The 17,798-nt window shown below is 46.3% G+C and carries 15 protein-coding genes and 2 tRNA genes; 9 read left to right on the forward strand and 8 right to left on the reverse strand.

All coding sequences use genetic code 11. The annotated features are described in order from the left end of the window. Positions 1 to 297: 297 nt before the first annotated feature. The 8 genes from VCHENC03_RS13420 to VCHENC03_RS13385 form a co-directional block, all read right to left on the reverse strand. Entirely contained in the window at positions 298 to 2,094 is a 1,797-nt protein-coding gene (locus tag VCHENC03_RS13420) for an aminopeptidase P family protein (RefSeq protein ID WP_009705952.1), read from the reverse strand. Then, the gene (locus tag VCHENC03_RS13415) at positions 2,091 to 3,086 is read right to left on the reverse strand and encodes an ABC transporter ATP-binding protein (protein WP_009705953.1); all 996 of its coding nucleotides are present in this window, start codon (positions 3,084 to 3,086) and stop codon (positions 2,091 to 2,093) included. Before VCHENC03_RS13415 ends, VCHENC03_RS13420 begins: the two co-directional genes overlap by 4 nt. A gap of 9 nt (positions 3,087 to 3,095) precedes the next feature. After that, positions 3,096 to 4,079 (reverse strand): ABC transporter ATP-binding protein, encoded by a 984-nt coding sequence (locus VCHENC03_RS13410; protein ID WP_009705954.1) that lies wholly within the window; start codon positions 4,077 to 4,079, stop codon positions 3,096 to 3,098. A 9-nt stretch (positions 4,080 to 4,088) separates the two neighbouring features. Further along, positions 4,089 to 5,021, reverse strand: a complete 933-nt coding sequence (locus VCHENC03_RS13405) for an ABC transporter permease subunit (RefSeq protein ID WP_009705955.1) — start codon at positions 5,019 to 5,021, stop codon at positions 4,089 to 4,091. Positions 5,022 to 5,030: 9 nt separating this feature from the next. Continuing rightward, positions 5,031 to 5,951 (reverse strand): oligopeptide ABC transporter permease OppB, encoded by a 921-nt coding sequence (gene oppB, locus VCHENC03_RS13400; protein WP_009705956.1) that lies wholly within the window; start codon positions 5,949 to 5,951, stop codon positions 5,031 to 5,033. 164 nt (positions 5,952 to 6,115) lie between these two features. Further along, complete coding sequence (locus VCHENC03_RS13395; protein ID WP_009705957.1) at positions 6,116 to 7,726, reverse strand: peptide ABC transporter substrate-binding protein; 1,611 nt, start codon at positions 7,724 to 7,726, stop codon at positions 6,116 to 6,118. A 317-nt stretch (positions 7,727 to 8,043) separates the two neighbouring features. Next, a complete protein-coding gene (locus VCHENC03_RS13390) occupies positions 8,044 to 9,150 on the reverse strand; it encodes a M20/M25/M40 family metallo-hydrolase (protein ID WP_009705958.1) in 1,107 nt (368 codons plus the stop codon). A 610-nt stretch (positions 9,151 to 9,760) separates the two neighbouring features. Further along, entirely contained in the window at positions 9,761 to 10,225 is a 465-nt protein-coding gene (locus tag VCHENC03_RS13385) for a TetR family transcriptional regulator (RefSeq protein WP_009705959.1), read from the reverse strand. Positions 10,226 to 10,615: 390 nt separating this feature from the next. Between VCHENC03_RS13385 and hppD the strand changes: the two genes are divergently transcribed. The 9 genes from hppD (at position 10,616) to VCHENC03_RS13345 (ending at position 17,549) form a co-directional block, all read left to right on the forward strand. Continuing rightward, positions 10,616 to 11,689 carry a 4-hydroxyphenylpyruvate dioxygenase gene (gene hppD / locus VCHENC03_RS13380; protein WP_005445472.1) on the forward strand — a complete coding sequence of 358 codons (1,074 nt, stop codon included), beginning with the start codon at positions 10,616 to 10,618 and terminating at the stop codon, positions 11,687 to 11,689. Beyond that, on the forward strand, positions 11,682 to 12,812 hold the full coding sequence (locus tag VCHENC03_RS13375; protein ID WP_009705960.1) for a homogentisate 1,2-dioxygenase: 1,131 nt from the start codon (positions 11,682 to 11,684) through the stop codon (positions 12,810 to 12,812). Before hppD ends, VCHENC03_RS13375 begins: the two co-directional genes overlap by 8 nt. A gap of 9 nt (positions 12,813 to 12,821) precedes the next feature. Further along, positions 12,822 to 13,859, forward strand: coding sequence for a fumarylacetoacetate hydrolase family protein (locus VCHENC03_RS13370; RefSeq protein WP_009705961.1), 1,038 nt, complete (start codon positions 12,822 to 12,824; stop codon positions 13,857 to 13,859). A 20-nt stretch (positions 13,860 to 13,879) separates the two neighbouring features. Next, on the forward strand, positions 13,880 to 14,548 hold the full coding sequence (gene maiA / locus VCHENC03_RS13365) for a maleylacetoacetate isomerase (protein ID WP_009705962.1): 669 nt from the start codon (positions 13,880 to 13,882) through the stop codon (positions 14,546 to 14,548). A 197-nt stretch (positions 14,549 to 14,745) separates the two neighbouring features. Next, the gene (locus tag VCHENC03_RS13360; protein ID WP_005439975.1) at positions 14,746 to 15,408 is read left to right on the forward strand and encodes a DUF2726 domain-containing protein; all 663 of its coding nucleotides are present in this window, start codon (positions 14,746 to 14,748) and stop codon (positions 15,406 to 15,408) included. Between the two features lie 152 nt (positions 15,409 to 15,560). Then, positions 15,561 to 15,899 (forward strand): hypothetical protein, encoded by a 339-nt coding sequence (locus VCHENC03_RS0125815; protein WP_009697431.1) that lies wholly within the window; start codon positions 15,561 to 15,563, stop codon positions 15,897 to 15,899. A 179-nt stretch (positions 15,900 to 16,078) separates the two neighbouring features. After that, positions 16,079 to 16,155: transfer RNA gene (locus VCHENC03_RS13355), tRNA-Val, on the forward strand. Between the two features lie 46 nt (positions 16,156 to 16,201). Beyond that, positions 16,202 to 16,278, forward strand: a tRNA-Val gene (locus tag VCHENC03_RS13350). A gap of 299 nt (positions 16,279 to 16,577) precedes the next feature. Beyond that, complete coding sequence (locus VCHENC03_RS13345) at positions 16,578 to 17,549, forward strand: hypothetical protein (protein WP_009705964.1); 972 nt, start codon at positions 16,578 to 16,580, stop codon at positions 17,547 to 17,549. The last annotated feature ends 249 nt before the right edge of the window (positions 17,550 to 17,798 follow it).

Here is a 17,798-nt window from a genome sequence, read left to right on the forward strand (position 1 = left end):
CTGATGGGAATTGACGGCGAAATAGATAGCATGAATTGCGCTTGTGATTTTGCTTCCAGCTCTGATTTGATCGCGAAATTAGATTGGTATCTTATGTCCAAATTCGTATTTATCTATCTATACAAAATGATGTTTCCTATGTATGCGAATGGCATGTTGTTCTAAGAAAAAAGGGATTTTTAGCGAGGAATGAATCAGTGAGAAGAAAAAAGCCAGCCCGAGGACTGGCAATCAAACTAAGTTATTTGAAGTTAATAAGAGTTTGAAATGAAAATGAAATTAGAGATGAAGAAAACGCTATTTTTCAACCATCTGGGTTGCACCTTGTAACCAAGTTTTGTCATGCGCATCTAATGATGGGCTGAGCGCTTTGTAAACCTGCGTGTGATAGTGATTTAACCAATCCACCTCGTCTTGGCTAAGTAAGGTGATATCGAGCATGCTGGTGGCAATCGGGGCGAGGGTAATGGTCTCAAAACCGTAAAATGTGCCAAATTCGTTTTGCTCGACTTCCACGACTTTCATGATGTTCTCGATACGAACGCCGTATTCACCTTCGCGATACACGCCCGGCTCGTTGGTGATCACCATGCCTGGTTTCAGTTCCACTTCGCGATGGCTTTGCGAAAAATTTTGTGGACCTTCATGAACATTTAAGCAAATACCAACGCCATGTCCCGTGCCGCATTTATAATCAATACCATGCTGCCACAACACACCGCGAGCCATGATGTCGAGATTGGCACCCGTAGAGCCTTTCATAAATCGAGTCTGAGTCAGTCGGATGACCGCTTTGAGCACTAAGGTGTAGTCTTTGCGCTGTTTAATGGTCGGTGACCCGAAATGGAAAGTACGGGTGATATCCGTAGTGCCGCCAAGGTATTGACCGCCAGAGTCAACAAGAAAGAAATTGCTCTCGTTGACGACGGCATTGCTTTCTTCATCAGCGGCGTAGTGCATTTTGGCACCATGGGCAGCAAAGCCTGCGATGGTGCGAAAACTGTCGCTTACATAATGACGATTTTGACGGCGATAACTTTTTAGCTGTGCCTCAGCAGACAATTCAGTAACAAGCCCACTTGGGACTTGGTCTTCTAGCCAACTCATGAACCGCACTACTGCCACACCATCGTCCTTCAATGATTGTTCGAGATTGGCTAGCTCGGTCGGGTTTTTGCTGGCTTTCATGTCGGTGACCGGGCAAGCCATTGGCTTTAGTGAAACGTTTTGCTCAATTGCACTGACCAACAAACTGTCGGCGTAGCTTGGGTTAAACGCAATAGAAAGCCCTTCACATTGCTGATTCAAATATTGGCTCACGTAGTCGTAATGACGAACGCTGACACCTTGCTCGTTGAGTTGCTTTTCTATCTCAACGGGCAACTTCGCTTTGTCGATAAATGCGGTAGCGCGCGTTTGTTCCACCACAAGATACGCTTCAGATACCGGGCAGTAAGGAGTATCTGCGCCGCGAATATTTAGCGTCCACATTACATCGTCTAACGTTGACACCAACAAACCGTTAACGTGGTTGTCGGCAAGCCAAGAGCGAAGGTCTGCCAGTTTTTGCTTGGTCTCTATGCCGGCAAAGGCGACAGGGTGCTCAAAGATCTGCTCAGTTGGTCTGCTAGGGCGGTCATGCCAGATTGGCTTCAGTAAGTCGAGGTCGAGGATAATCTGGATGTTTTTAGGCTCAAGCGCTTGTTTGAGTTCTTGGTAAAATGCATAGCTGATAGAGCGCCCATCTACCGCGATGGTACTGTTGGCTTCTAACGTGCTGGCTAACCATTTAGGAATACTTGGCGTCTCTGGCTGACGCGCTTTAAATAGGTTGAGTCCAGTACCATGAAGCTGTTCTTCAGCTTGAATGTAGTAACGACCGTCGGTCCATAACCCACCGCCTTGAGTCGTGATAACAACGTTTCCTGCCGAGCCGGTAAAACCAGAAATCCATGTTCGACCAGCCCAATGATCCGCAGAGTATTCACTATTGTGAGGATCGTTGTTTGTTACGATGTAGGCTGCAACGTTATAAGTTGCCATCGCATCTCGCAGCGATGAAAGGCGTTGATTTACCGAGTTTGTTATATTCATGAAAGACTTCCTGAAATCATGTTTGAACAATAGATATGATGTTGCTCAGAGCCAATTTTTGCAGGGCTTTTCTGCCCGCAGAGTTGGGTTGCTTCTGGGCATCGGGTTCGAAAGACGCAACCGCTCGGAGGGCTGAGCGGGGAAGGGAGATCTCCGGGCAGCAATTGGATCTCGCGGTTGCGTGCTAATTGAGGGTTGGCGATTGGCACAGCAGAAAGCAGCGCTTTGGTATAAGGGTGCTGCGCATCATCAAATACTTGGTCGTAACGTCCGACTTCCATCGGCTTACCTAGATACATCACCATTACGCGATCACTAATATGACGTACCACGCTAAGATCGTGAGCAATCATTACCAGTGTCAGTCCCATTTCTTGTTTGAGGTCATCGAGTAGATTGATCACTTGCGCCTGAATGGACACATCAAGTGCGCTAACAGGCTCATCACACACGACCAAGTCGGGATTAAGAATCAACGCACGTGCGATGCCGACACGTTGACACTGCCCACCAGAAAACTCATGCGGATAGCGGTTACGCTGGCTTGCGAGCAGTCCTACTTTGTCCATCATGGCGATGACTCGCTTTTCAACTTCGGCGCGTTTTAGCCCTGGTTCGTGCGTTAGTAGTGGTTCGGCAATGCATTCTGAAATGGTTAAGCGTGGGTTTAAACTGGCTGACGGATCCTGAAATATCATCTGGAATTCGCGACGACGAAGGGCGAGTGCGTTTTTGCCAAAGCCACGCATATCTTCACCTTTCCACGTCAGGGCGCCGTGTGTGGGTTCAACCAAACGAAGTAGGGCTCGCGCCAATGTGGACTTTCCGCAACCGGATTCGCCGACAATGCCGAGGGTTTCGCCTCGGAACACATCTAAGTCAATGCCATTCACCGCTTTGACGATCTTTCTTCGACTAGGAATGATATGGCGCGATACTGGAAAGTGGACTTTCAGGTCGCGGGCAGACAATAACACTTCTTGCTGGGTCATAACGTTTCCTTAAGCCGATTGATGAATAAGAGAAATACTGCCTTGCGCTTTTACATGACAGGCGATGGATTGGCGTCCGTTAAGGGGTGCGAACCGAGGTGTTTGTGTTTGGCAACGTGGCTCACGATAGTCACAGCGTTCTCTAAACGGGCAACCCTTGTGATTGATCAAAGCGCTTGGAGGGTTACCAGAAATGGTTGGCAAACGAGGCATATCTTCGGTAATTGATGGGATCGCCTTTAGAAGCCCTTGGGTATACGGGTGAGCTGACTGGGTGAACAAGGTGTCCGTATCGGCTTGTTCCATTTTCTGTCCGCCGTACATGACTAAAACTCGGTCACACATTTCAGCGACCACGCCCATATCGTGAGTGATGAGCAAGATGGCGGTGTTGAACTCTTGTTGTAACTCACGCAATAGTGTCAGGATTTGCGCTTGTACTGTCACGTCGAGTGCTGTTGTGGGTTCATCGGCAATAAGCAGCTCCGGTTTACACAGCAATGCCATGGCAATCATCACACGTTGGCGCATACCGCCAGAAAGCTCGTGTGGATATTGGTTCATGCGCGTTTCCGGAGAAGGAATCCGCACTGCATCTAGCATCTGAATGGATTCTGCAATGGCTTGTTTTCGGCTCATTCCTTTGTGCACCATCAGCACTTCACTGAGTTGTTTGCCAATCTTCATAAACGGGTTAAGAGAGGTCATCGGATCTTGAAAGATCATGCCGATTTTCTCTGCGCGAATTCGGTTTAGTTGCTTCTTCGACATCGCGAGTAAGTTCTCGCCATGAAAACGCGCCTCGCCCGAGACGTTACCGTTATCAGCTGTTAGCCCCATTAGCGCAAACACCGATTGGCTTTTGCCTGAGCCGGACTCGCCAACGATACCTAGCGTTTCTCCCGCTTGAATCGTGTAGGAGAGGTTGCTGACCGCTTGCACTTGCCCGTCTGGCGTATCGAAGCGCACGTTCATGTTTTCAATTGATAGCATGGGAAGTCCTTATCGATCTTTCGGGTCAAGGGCGTCGCGTAAGCCATCGCCGATGAAGTTAAAACAAAACAGGGTTGCGACCAAAAACAGCGATGGGAAAAGTAGCATCCACAATGCCACGTCGATGGTTTTTGCGCCTTCTGAAATCAAGACTCCCCAACTGGTGTCTGGCGGTTGAACACCTAAACCTAAGAAACTTAAGAAGGATTCAAACATGATGAATCCGGGCACCATTAAGGACGAATAGACCATCACGATCCCAAGCACGTTTGGCAGCACATGACGACGCACAATGGTGAATTTAGATACGCCGATGGAGTGCGCTGCTTCAATAAATTCGCGCTTTTTGATACCGAAGGTTACGCCCCTTACCACTCGGGCAATACCCAGCCATGACACCATGCCAATCACGATAAAGATCAGATAGATGTTGTTGCCAAATAAGGTCACGAACAGGATGACCATGAACATAAATGGCACTGAGTCGAGCACTTCGATGATGCGCATCATTACGCTGTCTACCACACCACCAAGATAGCCGGAAATACTGCCCCAAATAGTGCCAATCACAACGGCAACCAAGGCACCAACAAAGCCAACCACAATCGACAGGCGACCACCTTGCATCGTGCGGGCAAACAGGTCTTGTCCTAGGTCGTCGGTACCAAAATAGTGCCCGCTGCTCAAAGAGGGTTTCCCCAACTCGTAAGGGTCAGCAAGGATGTTCCAATCAATCTCATCATGCCCAAAGGCAGCAAGTGAAGGGCCAAAGGTGATACACAAGATGATGAACGCCAGCACGTAAACGGAGGTCATTGCCGCGCGATTTCTGCGAAAGCGAGTCCACGCGTCTTGCCACAGACTGCGACCTTCTATGGCTTCGATATTATCAACAACTCGGTCTTGTAAGGATTGAGTATCCAGCTTTTTAATCGATAACATGCTCGGCTCCTAAACTCGGATACGCGGGTCGATAACGGTGTAGAGCAAGTCGACCACAAGATTGAAAAAGATCGTCAGTGAAGCAACGATGAGAGTAATACCCATGACTAAGCCGTAATCGCGATTCAGTGCGCCGGAGACAAAGTGTTGACCCATACCGCCAGTACCAAAAAAGATATCGATGATGACCGAACCTGTGACAACCGAGACAAAAGCTGGACCCAGCATGGCGACGACGGGGATCAATGACGGTCGCAGTGCATGGTGGAACAAGATGTATGCAGTCGATAACCCTTTGGCTTTTGCAGTACGAATATAAGGTTGATTCAGTGTTTCAATCATGGCGCCGCGCATAACACGAGCAATACTGGCGATAGAGCCAATCGCAAGGCTTAGCACTGGTAGTACGAGAAAAGCGAGTTGTCCTCCTTCCCAACCACCGGCAGGCAGCCAACCTAAATGAATCGCAAATATCGTCACCAATATTGGCGCGAGGACGAAAGCAGGCACAACAACACCCGTCATGGAAAGGGTCATCAACCCGTAATCTAAGCGGCTATTGCGTTTTAACGCAGCAATGGTGCCGAGCAACATACCAAGTGGTACGGAGATACAAAAAGACAGAACGCCAAGTAGGGCAGAGACCGGCCAAGATTGAGCGACCAACTGAGTCACCGTAAAGTCTTGATAGACAAAGCTTGGTCCTAAATCGCCTTGAGCGAAGTTGGTAATATAAATCCAGAACTGAACCAAAAATGGTTCGTCGAGGTGAAATTTGGCTTCGATGTTAGCGCGAACCACTTCCGGCATAGGACGCTCCATGTCAAACGGTCCACCGGGTGCGATATGCATCAACCAAAAAGAGACCAAAGCGATAAACAACAACGTCGGAATCGCGATGGCTAATCGTTTGAGAATGTACCAAATCATGATCCATCATCCTTTGGTCATTCGACGTCACATGTCGTCACGTCGAGAAAGAGAAAAAAATTGGCCTGAGCTCATCACCGAGAGAAGAGAAGTTCGACACGATATGCCATGTACTCGCAATGTCAGTGCGTGTTACCGAGCCGACTCAGGCCGAAAGCATGCCATTAGTGGACTTTCACATAGACATTCTTGCGGTAGTACGAGGACTCGGGGTTAGTACGCTCGTAGCCACCAACATAAGGCTTGATCAAATATTGATCGTTGCCTGGACGGTAAACCGGGATAATCGCCATATCTTCAATCAGCATGCTTTCTGCTTGTAGATACAGCTTTGAGGGGTCATTCATGGTTTTAGAACGCGACATCAACTCATCATATTTGGGGTTGTTGTAGCGTGAATCGTTGTACTCGCCATTGGAGACGAAGATATCGAGCCATGTTGAAGCTTCGTTGTAGTCTGCGGTCCAGCCGCCACGAGTGATTTCAGTTGGCTCTTTTAATGCGTAGAACACTTTAGGCTCGAGTTGTTTAATGGTGATTTGCGCGCCTAAGCGGCTTTTCCACATGCCTGCCATTGCTGTTGCCATTTTCACGTCTTTAGAGAAGGTAGGAACAGTGAAAGTGAGTTTGAGTGGATTCGCTTTGTTATAACCAGCTTGTGCCAATAAGCGTTTGGCTTTGTCGATACGCTGATTTGTTGTCCATGTCGCGTATTCTGGGGTGTGTGATTGAAAGCCATCGGTTTGTGGCGGCACCAAGGTAAACATTGGGATACCACCGTTTCTTAAAATTGCGTCGGTTAAGATCTTGCGATCAATGGCATAGGATAGGGCTTGTCGAACACGCAGGTCTTTGGTTGGCCCCTGCTGGGTGTTGAGGTAATAAAACGTCGAGCCAAGTGACGCACTGGTGTCTGCGACTTCTTGTGGCAGCTTGGTTATCAGCTTTTTCTTTTGCGCAGAAGGAATCGACATCACTTGGTCTATTTCTCCCGCTAAATAGCGATTAAGCACAACATTGGCATCACCGATCGGCAGCCACGTGATTTTATCCAACACGACGTTGCTTGCGTCCCAATAATATGGATTTTTCACCATCACCATTTTTTCGTTTACCTTCCACTCAGAAACGGTAAACGCGCCATTAGTAACAATGTGTTTTGGTTGCGTCCAGTTGCTGCCGTATTTTTCAACCGTGGCTTGATGCACCGGAGCAAGAACCGGATGACTAAGCAGCTTGATAAAAAATGGAATTGGCTTTTCAAGCGTCACTTGGAAGGTTTTTTCGTCCAGTGCTTTTACGCCAAGTGTTTGCGGTGTTGCTTCGCCTTTCATAATCGCTTGTGAGTTTTGGATGTTTGGAATCGCGGCAAACCAAGCGTAAGGGGAAGCCGTATTGGGGTCGAGTAGGCGCTGCCAACTGTAGACAAAGTCTTGTGCAGTGACATTGTCACCATTCGACCATTTTGCATCACGAAGCTGAAAGGTGTAGACCGTATTGTTGTCGTTCACCGACCAAGATTTCGCAACGCCGGGAATAGTTCTTCCTTGTTTGTCTTGAATGGTTAACCCTTCGAACAAGTCTCGACCAAGGTTAAATGCGGGCTCAGCTGCTTGCTTCGCCGGATCGATAGACGTCACTTCTGCACCGTTATTAAGCGTGATCTCTTGTGCTTCGGCGAGTGTCACGCCCGATGGGTACGGCACGGCGTAAGTCGGAGCGGCAAACATTGGGCTCATGATAGATGCCAACAAAAGTAGCTTAGGTAGTTTCATCCTTTCCTCACTCGATTCATCCTTGAAGGTGAGTTGAATGTATATTGTATAAATTGTTCAGACAATCGAGTTTTAACATACCTGTAACAGGGTGTTAAAAGCTGAGCTTTTTGGTCTCAAAAAGTGAGCCAGTAGAATTTCAATCCATGAATTTATGCCGACTTGGCACAGTCAGATTATCTGTTAAGAAGGTAGGATAAAGAGAGAATGAAGAGAATAAAGCGGATAGAAACGAAAAATCCCCTTCATGCGCGAAGCGAGAAGGGGATCAGCATTAGCGTTTCAAATTCAGCGTAAGTTGCGCTTTATTCTCAAGGTTATTTCACTAGGAAGTGCTTAACGAACTCAGTGATTTTAACCATGTCGTCAACGGCAATGAATTCTTCTGTGGTGTGTACTTTCGCCATACCAGTTGAAAGGTTTACCGTTGTTAGACCGTTCTTGTTGAAGTTGTTTGCGTCGCTACCGCCACCAGTGCCTTTTGTGAATGCATCGATGCCCATGTCAGCGAATGCCGCTTTGATTGCTGACACGTGAGCGTTGTCTTCTTCGATAACAAAAGCGTCGTACGCGCGGCTTGATTCGATTTCAACTTCTGCGCCGTGTTTTTCACATACTGACTCGAAGGTAGAGATCATGTGGTTCACTTGTGCTTCTAGCTTCTCACCGTTTAGAGAGCGTGCTTCAGCAACAATTTTTAATTCCGGCATCACGATGTTTGTCGCTTGACCGCCGTTTACCATACCGATGTTTGCTGTGGTTTCTTCGTCGATACGAAGCAGCTTCATCTGGTTGATTGCATCTGCCGCTACCATGATTGCGCTGATGCCTTCTTCAGGTGCTAGACCCGCGTGTGCAGGGCGACCTTTGATTGTCGCAACGATTTTTTGCTGACCAGGTGCCGCTGTCACGATGGTGCCGATAGGGCCGCCTGTATCCAGTACGATCGCTTCTTTAGACGTTACGTGCGTCATGTCGAAGTACTCAGAGCCGAACAGGCCGCCTTCTTCATGCACAGTGAAAGCAAGCTCTAACGTTTTGTGCTCTAGGTTTTCAGCTTGGATGCAGCGAACCGCTTCCATGATCGCTGCGATGCCTGATTTGTCGTCACCACCAAGGATCGTATTGCCTTTAGAGCGAATGATGCCATCTTCGATGATTGGCTCGATACCAATACCAGGCGTTACTGTATCCATGTGGCAGCTCATTAGGATAGAGCCTTCTTTCTTGCCTTCTAGACGTGCGTACACGTTGAAACCGTTAGAAATGTGTTCTGGTACTGGTAGTTTGTGAACCGTAAAGCCTAGTTCGCCCAGTTGCTCAGCCAGAGTTTCTGCAATTTGTTTTTCATTCATAGATTCGCTGTCGATGCGAACCAGTTGGCAGAAATGTTCAACTAGACGTTCTTGATTAATTTGTGTCATTTGGATGTCTCTTTCTTTCTTGGTCGAGACCGCAGCGGTATAGAGTGCGAGCCCGAAAGGGAACAGAACACCTCTTATTACACAGCTAATCCATGTGAAAACTGTCTTGAATCAAAAAACACCTCTGCCTGACATTATTCTGACCTGTGAATTACCGGATCTGATGCGGCGGTCACGAAAGTAAATAACAGCTAGGAAAGCACGAGGGTAAGAGCTACGTATGAAATCAGTGTTAGGGGGAATAGGACGTAGAAGAATGATGTGAGCTTTTTACGAATCTCTATATGTCGAGAAAGTCTCTGTTTTAACTGAAGTAGTTCAGTATTTATGTACAGAGTCGAGCTATTTTTGTAATTGATGAAAAGTTAGCAGTATATGTGTAGAGCTGATTGTAATTTACCCTCTATTTATTGAAGCAATGTCACGAATGTGGATTAATACAATCTCTGTTTATTCATGTCCTCTCGCACTGCCTTTCTGGATAGACCGAACTCTGCAAAGGGTTCGGTCGCTTTAGTTTCAATGCTGCTAACCTTTTGTTTTTATGTATTCAACACCCTAAAAAAGCAAAAAGCCGAGTAGGGTACTCGGCTTCACTATTGATTTGACTTTATTCGTATCGATGAATGCTTAGCAGGGTTAATCCAATCAACCACTCAACCGTGCGTTGGCTATCTTTGTGCAACTTGTAAGAAGCCACTGCCTCTACCTGATTTTGAAAGTCTTTGAGGTAAGGAGTGTGGTGCTCGCAAACGGTCATCAAGAATGCCAAGCGCCAGATCGCCATGAATTCAGAATCTTCGAAATGTTGCTTCCAACTACTGACAAATGCCTCTTCGCTACCGGACAGGTCGAGCTTATCCACCAACATTTTCAGCAGTCTGCCTTGCAGAGCGCGAGGGATATCGGCTTTCTTTGCAAAGTGGTGGCTTATCCCTGTCCTCGATATTCCCGATTGCTCGCTCAACGTTGTGTAAGACATTTTCTCGTAGCCAAGCGTGATCAGTTGCTCTGTCGCGACATCGAGAATGGTGTTGATCGTAATTTGGGTATCTGCGTGAGTTCGGCGTGCCATAACTATTTGCCAATGTTGTGGTTAAAAAAACGATACTAACACTTATCGTCTTGCATTCCATATAAATATCCTTAACGGGACCTTGTTTGAATGATAAATGCGCGTTACTGCCCAAAATAATCGCCACGGTAACAAGTTGTTTACATCTTGCTGCGGTGTGTAAATTGATGTGGTATATGATAATGCATTGATATAGCTCGCTTTCCGTATAATTGTCGTAAACGTTTGCTATAACAAAATTGTGTGTAACATAAATTTTACAACTGCCGTTTAAAACTGCGTAAAGCCAGATTTCCACTCATGTATTCCAATTTTTCTCCTCCTGCGCCAAGTTAGAAATATCGAAAGAGAACGTATGTTCAAACACAACAATGACATAAGGAGAAAGTCATGGTGGACACCTACAACCCATTAGGCACGGATGGATTCGAATTTGTGGAATACACAGCGGCGGATAGCGAAGGTATTGAACAACTGAAAGCGCTGTTTGTATCGTTGGGTTTTGCAGAGATCGCAAAGCACCGTTCTAAAGAGGCTTGGCTGTACCGACAAGGTGACATCAGCTTTATCGTTAATGCTCAGCCGCATAGTCAGGCAGAAGGCTTCGCTAAAGTTCATGGCCCTTCAGTTTGTGGCATGGCTTTTCGTGTGAAAGACGCGAACGTAGCACTCAAGCAAGCGCTGGATAACGGCGGTGAAGAGTACAAAACGGAAATCGGCCCGATGGAGCTGAGCATTCCGGCGATTTACGGCATTGGTGAAAGCCTTCTGTACTTCGTTGACCGTTACGGCAAACAGAGCATTTACGATGTTGACTTCCGTTTCTATGACGATGCAGACGAGCGCCTAGCGAAAGCAGACGTTGGTATGTACGAAATCGACCATCTGACCCATAACGTGAAGCAAGGCAACATGGACGTGTGGTCTGGATTCTACGAGCGCATTGGTAATTTCCGCGAGATTCGCTATTTCGACATTGAAGGTAAGCTCACTGGGCTTGTTAGCCGCGCAATGACCGCGCCGTGTGGCAAGATCCGCATTCCCATCAATGAGTCTTCTGACGACAAATCCCAGATTGAAGAATTCATCCGTGAATACAACGGTGAAGGTATTCAGCACATCGCGATGACCACCGATGACATCTACCAAACCGTTCAAACACTGCGTGATCGTGGCATGGACTTTATGCCAACGCCGGACACGTACTACGAGAAAGTCGACGAGCGCGTAAAAGGACACGGCGAAGACGTAAGCAAACTGCGTGATCTGCAAGTTCTTATCGATGGCGCGCCGACCAAAGACGGCATCTTGCTGCAAATCTTCACCCAGACCGTTATTGGTCCAGTGTTCTTTGAAATCATTCAGCGTAAAGGCAACGAGGGCTTTGGCGAAGGTAACTTCAAAGCCTTGTTTGAATCAATTGAAGAAGACCAAATCCGCCGAGGAGTACTAAGCGATGCATAAATGGATCACATTCCCTCATCGGGAGGGAGTGTGCTCCAAGCAAGCACATGCTGATTTCCCGGAAGAGGCAATTTACGAACGTGAAGCAGGTCGAAGTGGGTTCTTCGGTCCTGCGGCACACTTTCATCATCAACACGCACCGACAGGTTGGTCTGAGTGGGAGGGCGATTTACGTCCGCGCGCTTTCGATTTCAACCTAGTCGAAACGGCGAGTCAGATTTCGCCTTGGGCAGTGCCGCATCTGCTACACAACGCCAACTGTAAGATCCGTGTATGGCGTATGGATGAGAAGATGGACTTCTTGGTGCGTAACGCCGATGGCGATGAGCTGCTGTTCATCCATCACGGCACGGCAGATCTTTATTGCGACTATGGTCATCTCAAAGTGAGCGAAGGCGATTACGTGATGATCCCACGCTCAACCAGTTGGCGATTAGAACCAAGTGAGCCAATGTTTGTTCTGATGATTGAAAACACCGATGCTGCTTATTCTTTACCAGAAAAAGGCATGGTGGGTAATCACGCTGTGTTCGACCCAGCGGTTTTGGAAACACCTTCCATTAACGATGAGTTTCGTGCGCAATACTCAGAAGCTCAAACTCAAGTTCATGTGAAGCGCCATGACAAAGTCAGCGTGATTACTTACCCATTCAACCCGCTTGATGCGATTGGTTGGCACGGTGACTTGGCTGTGGTGAAGGTGAACTGGCGTGATATTCGACCTTTGATGTCGCACCGTTATCACTTACCGCCTTCTGCTCACACTACATTTGTTGGTGCTGGATTCGTGGTATGTACGTTTGTGCCACGTCCAATCGAGAGTGACCCTGGCGCACTGAAGGTGCCGTTCTATCATAACAATGACGATTACGACGAAGTACTGTTCTACCACGCAGGGGATTTCTTCAGCCGTGACAACATCGAAGCAGGCATGGTGACTTTCCACCCAGCAGGCTTTACTCATGGCCCTCATCCGAAAGCGTTCAAAGCGGGTCAGGAATATAAGAAGAAGTTTACCGATGAAGTGGCAGTGATGATTGATACGCGCCACGCGCTCGAGTTTTCTGACGAGCTCGATAAGGTTGAAAACAAAGAATACGTCTATAGCTGGCAAGAGAAGTAAGGGGCAAGGATGAAATTAGCAACCAAGAAAAATGGTACTCGCGATGGTCTATTGATGGTCGTGAGCAAAGACCTGACACAATGTGTGCCGGCAACCGAAATTTTCCACGCGATGCATCTCACGCCAACCATGCAAGTGGCATTGGATAACTGGGATAAAGTCGCGCCACAACTGGAAGAGCTTTATAACGCGCTAAACAATGGTTCGGTTTCAGGAAGTGAAACGTTTGAATCCCACTATCTAGAGTCACCATTGCCTCGCGCCTATCAATGGGCAGATGGCAGTGCTTACGTCAATCACGTCGAATTAGTGCGTAAAGCGCGCGGTGCGGAAATGCCAGAAAGCTTCTGGACCGACCCTTTGATGTATCAAGGTGGTTCTGACGCATTTATTGGTCCTTGCGACAACATCGAATTTGCTAGCGACGAGTGGGGTATTGACTTCGAAGGTGAAGTTGCCGTGATCACCAGTGACGTCCCGATGGGAGCAAGTATTGCAGAAGCACAAGAATCCATTCGCCTTATCATGCTCGTTAACGATGTGTCGTTGCGTGGTTTGATACCAGCGGAGCTGGCAAAAGGTTTCGGCTTCTTTCAATCAAAACCGTCCTCGGCGTTTTCTCCTGTTGCCGTAACGCCAGATGAGTTGGGTGAAGCATGGTATGAAAACAAAGTGCATCTGCCGCTTGTTTCAACCTATAACAACGCGCCATTTGGTTGTCCGAATGCAGGCGTAGATATGACGTTTGATTTCGCTGATTTGATTGTTCATGCCAGCAAAACCCGTCCACTTTCTGCGGGCGCAATCATTGGTTCGGGCACAGTATCGAATAAGCAGGGCACGGAGCATGGCACCTCTATCGAGGAGGGTGGCGTAGGTTATTCGTGTATCGCAGAAGTGCGCATGATTGAAACCATTCGTGATGGCAAACCGTCGACGAGCTTTATGTCGTTTGGTGACTCTATCAAGCTTGAGATGTTTGACGCAGATGGCAACTCGATCTTTGGCGCGATTGATCAGCAAGTCAGCCAATACCTAAAACACTGAGAGTGAGGGGCAAGGGAAGTATGAGCGATAACATCACCTTCTATGGTTATTGGCGCTCCTCGGCGGCTTATCGAGTGCGCATTTGTTTGAATTTAAAAGAGCTGAACTATGAGTCCAAATCGGTTCATTTGGTACGTAATGGTGGCGAGCAGCATAGTGCGGAATACCATGAGCTAAATGCCTCTGAGCTTGTGCCAGTGCTGGTGGATGGTGATATTCAGTTAAACCAATCTCTTGCCATCATTCAATATCTCGATGAGCAGTATCCACAAGTTCGAGTGGTTCCAGAGAAATTGCCGCTTCGTTACCTTGCTTTGGCTATGGCTCAGGATATCGCGATGGAGATCCACCCACTTAATAATTTGCGCGTGTTGCAGTATCTAGAAGGGAAGCTGTCGTGTGATCAAGAGGCGAAAGTCGAGTGGATTCATCATTGGGTAAATCAAGGCTTTACTGCGTTAGAAGAGAAACTAAACCAGCATCGACAACAACATGGAAACTGTATCTACAGTGTGACTGACTCTCCCTCTGTTGTTGATATTTGCATAGTGCCTCAAGTGTACAACGCGTTACGTTTTGGAGTGGATATGACTCCTTATCCGGTAATTAGCTTGATTGTAGAAGCATGTAATCGACTGCCTGCGTTTATTGATGCCATGCCAGAGAACCAACCTGACGCGAACAGCTAGCACTCTCACTACATCTTAATGATTAATAAACGGGCTCTTAATGGAGTCCGTTTTTGTTCTCTCAACTTGACGTAAAAATCGTGTTCAAAACGTTGGCTACTGTTATCATCACCCCGCAAAATTTATCGGTTTTGTTGCTCTGGCTAAAATTTCCATTTAGGCTTTGAGCAACTAGTTGTTTTGGGCGCACTTTATCTATGACCAACATCTTTATCATTGTTGTTCTACTTGTTGTTTTCTTCTTTATCATTCAAAAGTACGTGATCAAAAACGATGACACGCGAGACTTCCCATATCGTTCGAAAGGTCCTTTATTAAAAGGGCAAGAAGGGGCGTTTTTTAATGCGTTAAGAGCGGCGGTTGGCGATCATGCTGTGGTGTTTGCCAAAGTAAACATGGCAACGTTGATCGCACCAAAAGAGATTAAGAACAAGAAGCAGTTCTTTATTGCCAGTAACCGAATTTCACGCAGCTACTTTGATTACGTTATCTGCGACCCTAGAACGCTTGAACCACGTGTGATTATTGAGCTTGATAACGGTCAGCAGCTGCATAAAGGCAAAGTCGAGCGCCAAAAACTGCTCATGCACGTGTGTAAATCGGCGAACCTTCCTTTGATTGGCGCATCGGTAAAACACAGTTACCAAGTGGGTCGTTTACGTCGTTTATTGGCAGCACACATTGATCTGATTGAACCGGATAAAGAAGTCCGCTTTTGTAAAAAGTGTGGCAGTCCGATGATCATCAGAACAGCAAGCCAAGGTGAGTTTAAAGGCCGACGCTTCTTCACTTGTAGCCGTCAGCCAAACTGTACCTACACAGAAAACTACAACGTGGTGTTTGATACCGAAGACGAATAACCATTTCGTTCCTAGATAATGAAATAGAGAAAGGCTTCAACTGGATTGGTTGAAGCCTTTTTTGTTTTACCGTTGAACAAAGAACAACACTTATCAACATCCGTTCTGGTAGCTCCTATACTTTGGTAAAGAAAGAAGAATAGGGAAGCGTTATGCGATATGGATGGATTCTTTCAGCGCTGCTACTCACGTTCAGTAGTCATGCACAGCAGTCACTCAAACCACTTGAATGCCAGTTAACAGATACACCTCAGGACCATTTCTTGTTTTATCGTGAGCAGATGGTTTACCACAGTGAGCAGTTTGCGATTTTCCAAAATTTCAAAGGGCGAGTCAGTACTCAAGTGGATCTTAAAACGGGCAAACTGATTCGCACAACGTTCATTGGTGAACCGTTCGAGCCTAAATACCAAATTTTGTTTGGCGATTGCCCAAACGTATCGCAAGTTTTGCAAATTTGGATGCTCAGTGAAGTGCCTTACGACAATTAACCTAAAACACAAAAGTTAAGTAGATCACACTTTTAACCTCACTCAAGTTGAGGCTTGACGATAAAATCGTCTGAAAACGGGTGTTGAGTTTAGATTTTCGCCAAACGATTCAAAGTTAATGAATTTATGCTTGCACCCCTCATAGGATATAGCTAATATCCTTCTCGTTCTTAAGGAATGGGTCCGTAGCTCAGTTGGTTAGAGTACTACCTTGACATGGTAGGGGTCGGCGATTCGAGTTCGCCCGGACCCACCACTCCTTAAAGCCATACTAAAACCAAAGTATGCCGAACATAAAATTTGGGTCCGTAGCTCAGTTGGTTAGAGTACTACCTTGACATGGTAGGGGTCACCAGTTCGAATCTGGTCGGACCCACCAAATTTAGTTCTTCGTGAACAAACGCAAAGCCCGCTATTTTAGCGGGCTTTGTTGTATCTGAACCGTTTGAATTGTGAGTTTGAGCTGTCGCAACTTACAATAACTGACGCAAATTGAATATATGTACCCAGTGCAAATAGTCACTTGGTTCATGGAATCAGCCACTAAGCCGTTAAATAAACTCAACAACACAGTAAAAACGTTCAGGAAGATACTTTTCGCAAGCTTATAAACCCCACTCAAGGCTTAGCCTTTCATAAAATTCCTTTCAACAAAACGATATCAATTGAGAGGCCTTTATGTGTAAGTCATCCGGTTACAGCAAGTATCAAAAACGAGTCATTAAATTTCTAAATGACTTGCTTGGCGCCGACACTCCTTTCTCTTATGAAAGAACACAGACGAATCATCTTAAAGTGCTTATCGATGGTGTACCAAAGCCAATTTTTACCGGTTCGACTCCATCTGACTGTAAATCAATTAATAACTTTATGGCGGAAGTAAAGCGTGAGCTTAGAGCAAGTAAAGTTAAAAAAGACGACTTTCAGTCAAAACCTAAACAGGTTCATTCAATCAGGTCTTCGAACGATAAATTAATCCAGGGGTGTATCAAATCGCTTCGTACACGTCTACCTATCTTGAAATCTCAAGAAGAGTCTCGTGTTTTAGAAACTCAGGAGCTAGGCGATATCAACGAGAGCCGTTTAGACGTAGTGAAGCATTCCATCTCATTCGCACTGCAAGCACGTAAAGACGGCGTGTATATCAAACGAAATGAGATGAGAGGGATTGAGCAAGCTATTTTGAAGCATCTGAATTTCATGTTGCCAACAATTGCTTACTACTCTGAGCTCTTAGTAAGTAAAAACAAATACAACCAGAAGAGTTATGAACCTTTGCCTGTAGAAACAGTGATGAATGAGTTTGATGTTCGAGAGTTTAGGGCTAAGAGCGTTGTAAGTATTGATTCTTCGTCGAAAACGGTGCCGAATGTAGAGAATTTGGTTGTTTCAAAAATCAAGAAAAGCACAAGTACAGCCCATTCTGTGAAACAAGATAAAGACTCCGTAGCAGAGTTAATGGATATGCCGTCAGATAGTCGAGTGAGCTCGCTGCGTAAACTAACTAGGGTACAAGCTCTAACGCTAATTGACGATTTAAACCACGCGTTAGCTTTGAACCGCGAACAAGATATAGATGCAGTTGTTGAACTGATTCGTGATAAAGATCTGCCTCTAGAGGCTATTATTTCTCGTTTAGAAGCCGCGTAGACCCAAACGATCACACTATCGCTAGCTGTTTAGTGTTGGCGATAGTTATTAGATTCGTGCCAAGGAGCTCATCATGGTACAGAACTTGATTCGATGTATTGCCACACAATTAGTTGCTGTGATGCCTAGCATCCTAGAAGCGATGTTTGATGAGCTAGTTAGCTTTATTAGGGGAGTTGAATAGTTGGAGTTATATTTGTTATCAAATTATTTAATATATTTTTTTAAATTAAAATTGATGTTGAGTTT

The sequence above is a fragment of the Vibrio sp. HENC-03 genome (assembly GCF_000305755.2).
Taxonomy (GTDB): Bacteria; Pseudomonadota; Gammaproteobacteria; order Enterobacterales; family Vibrionaceae; genus Vibrio; species Vibrio owensii.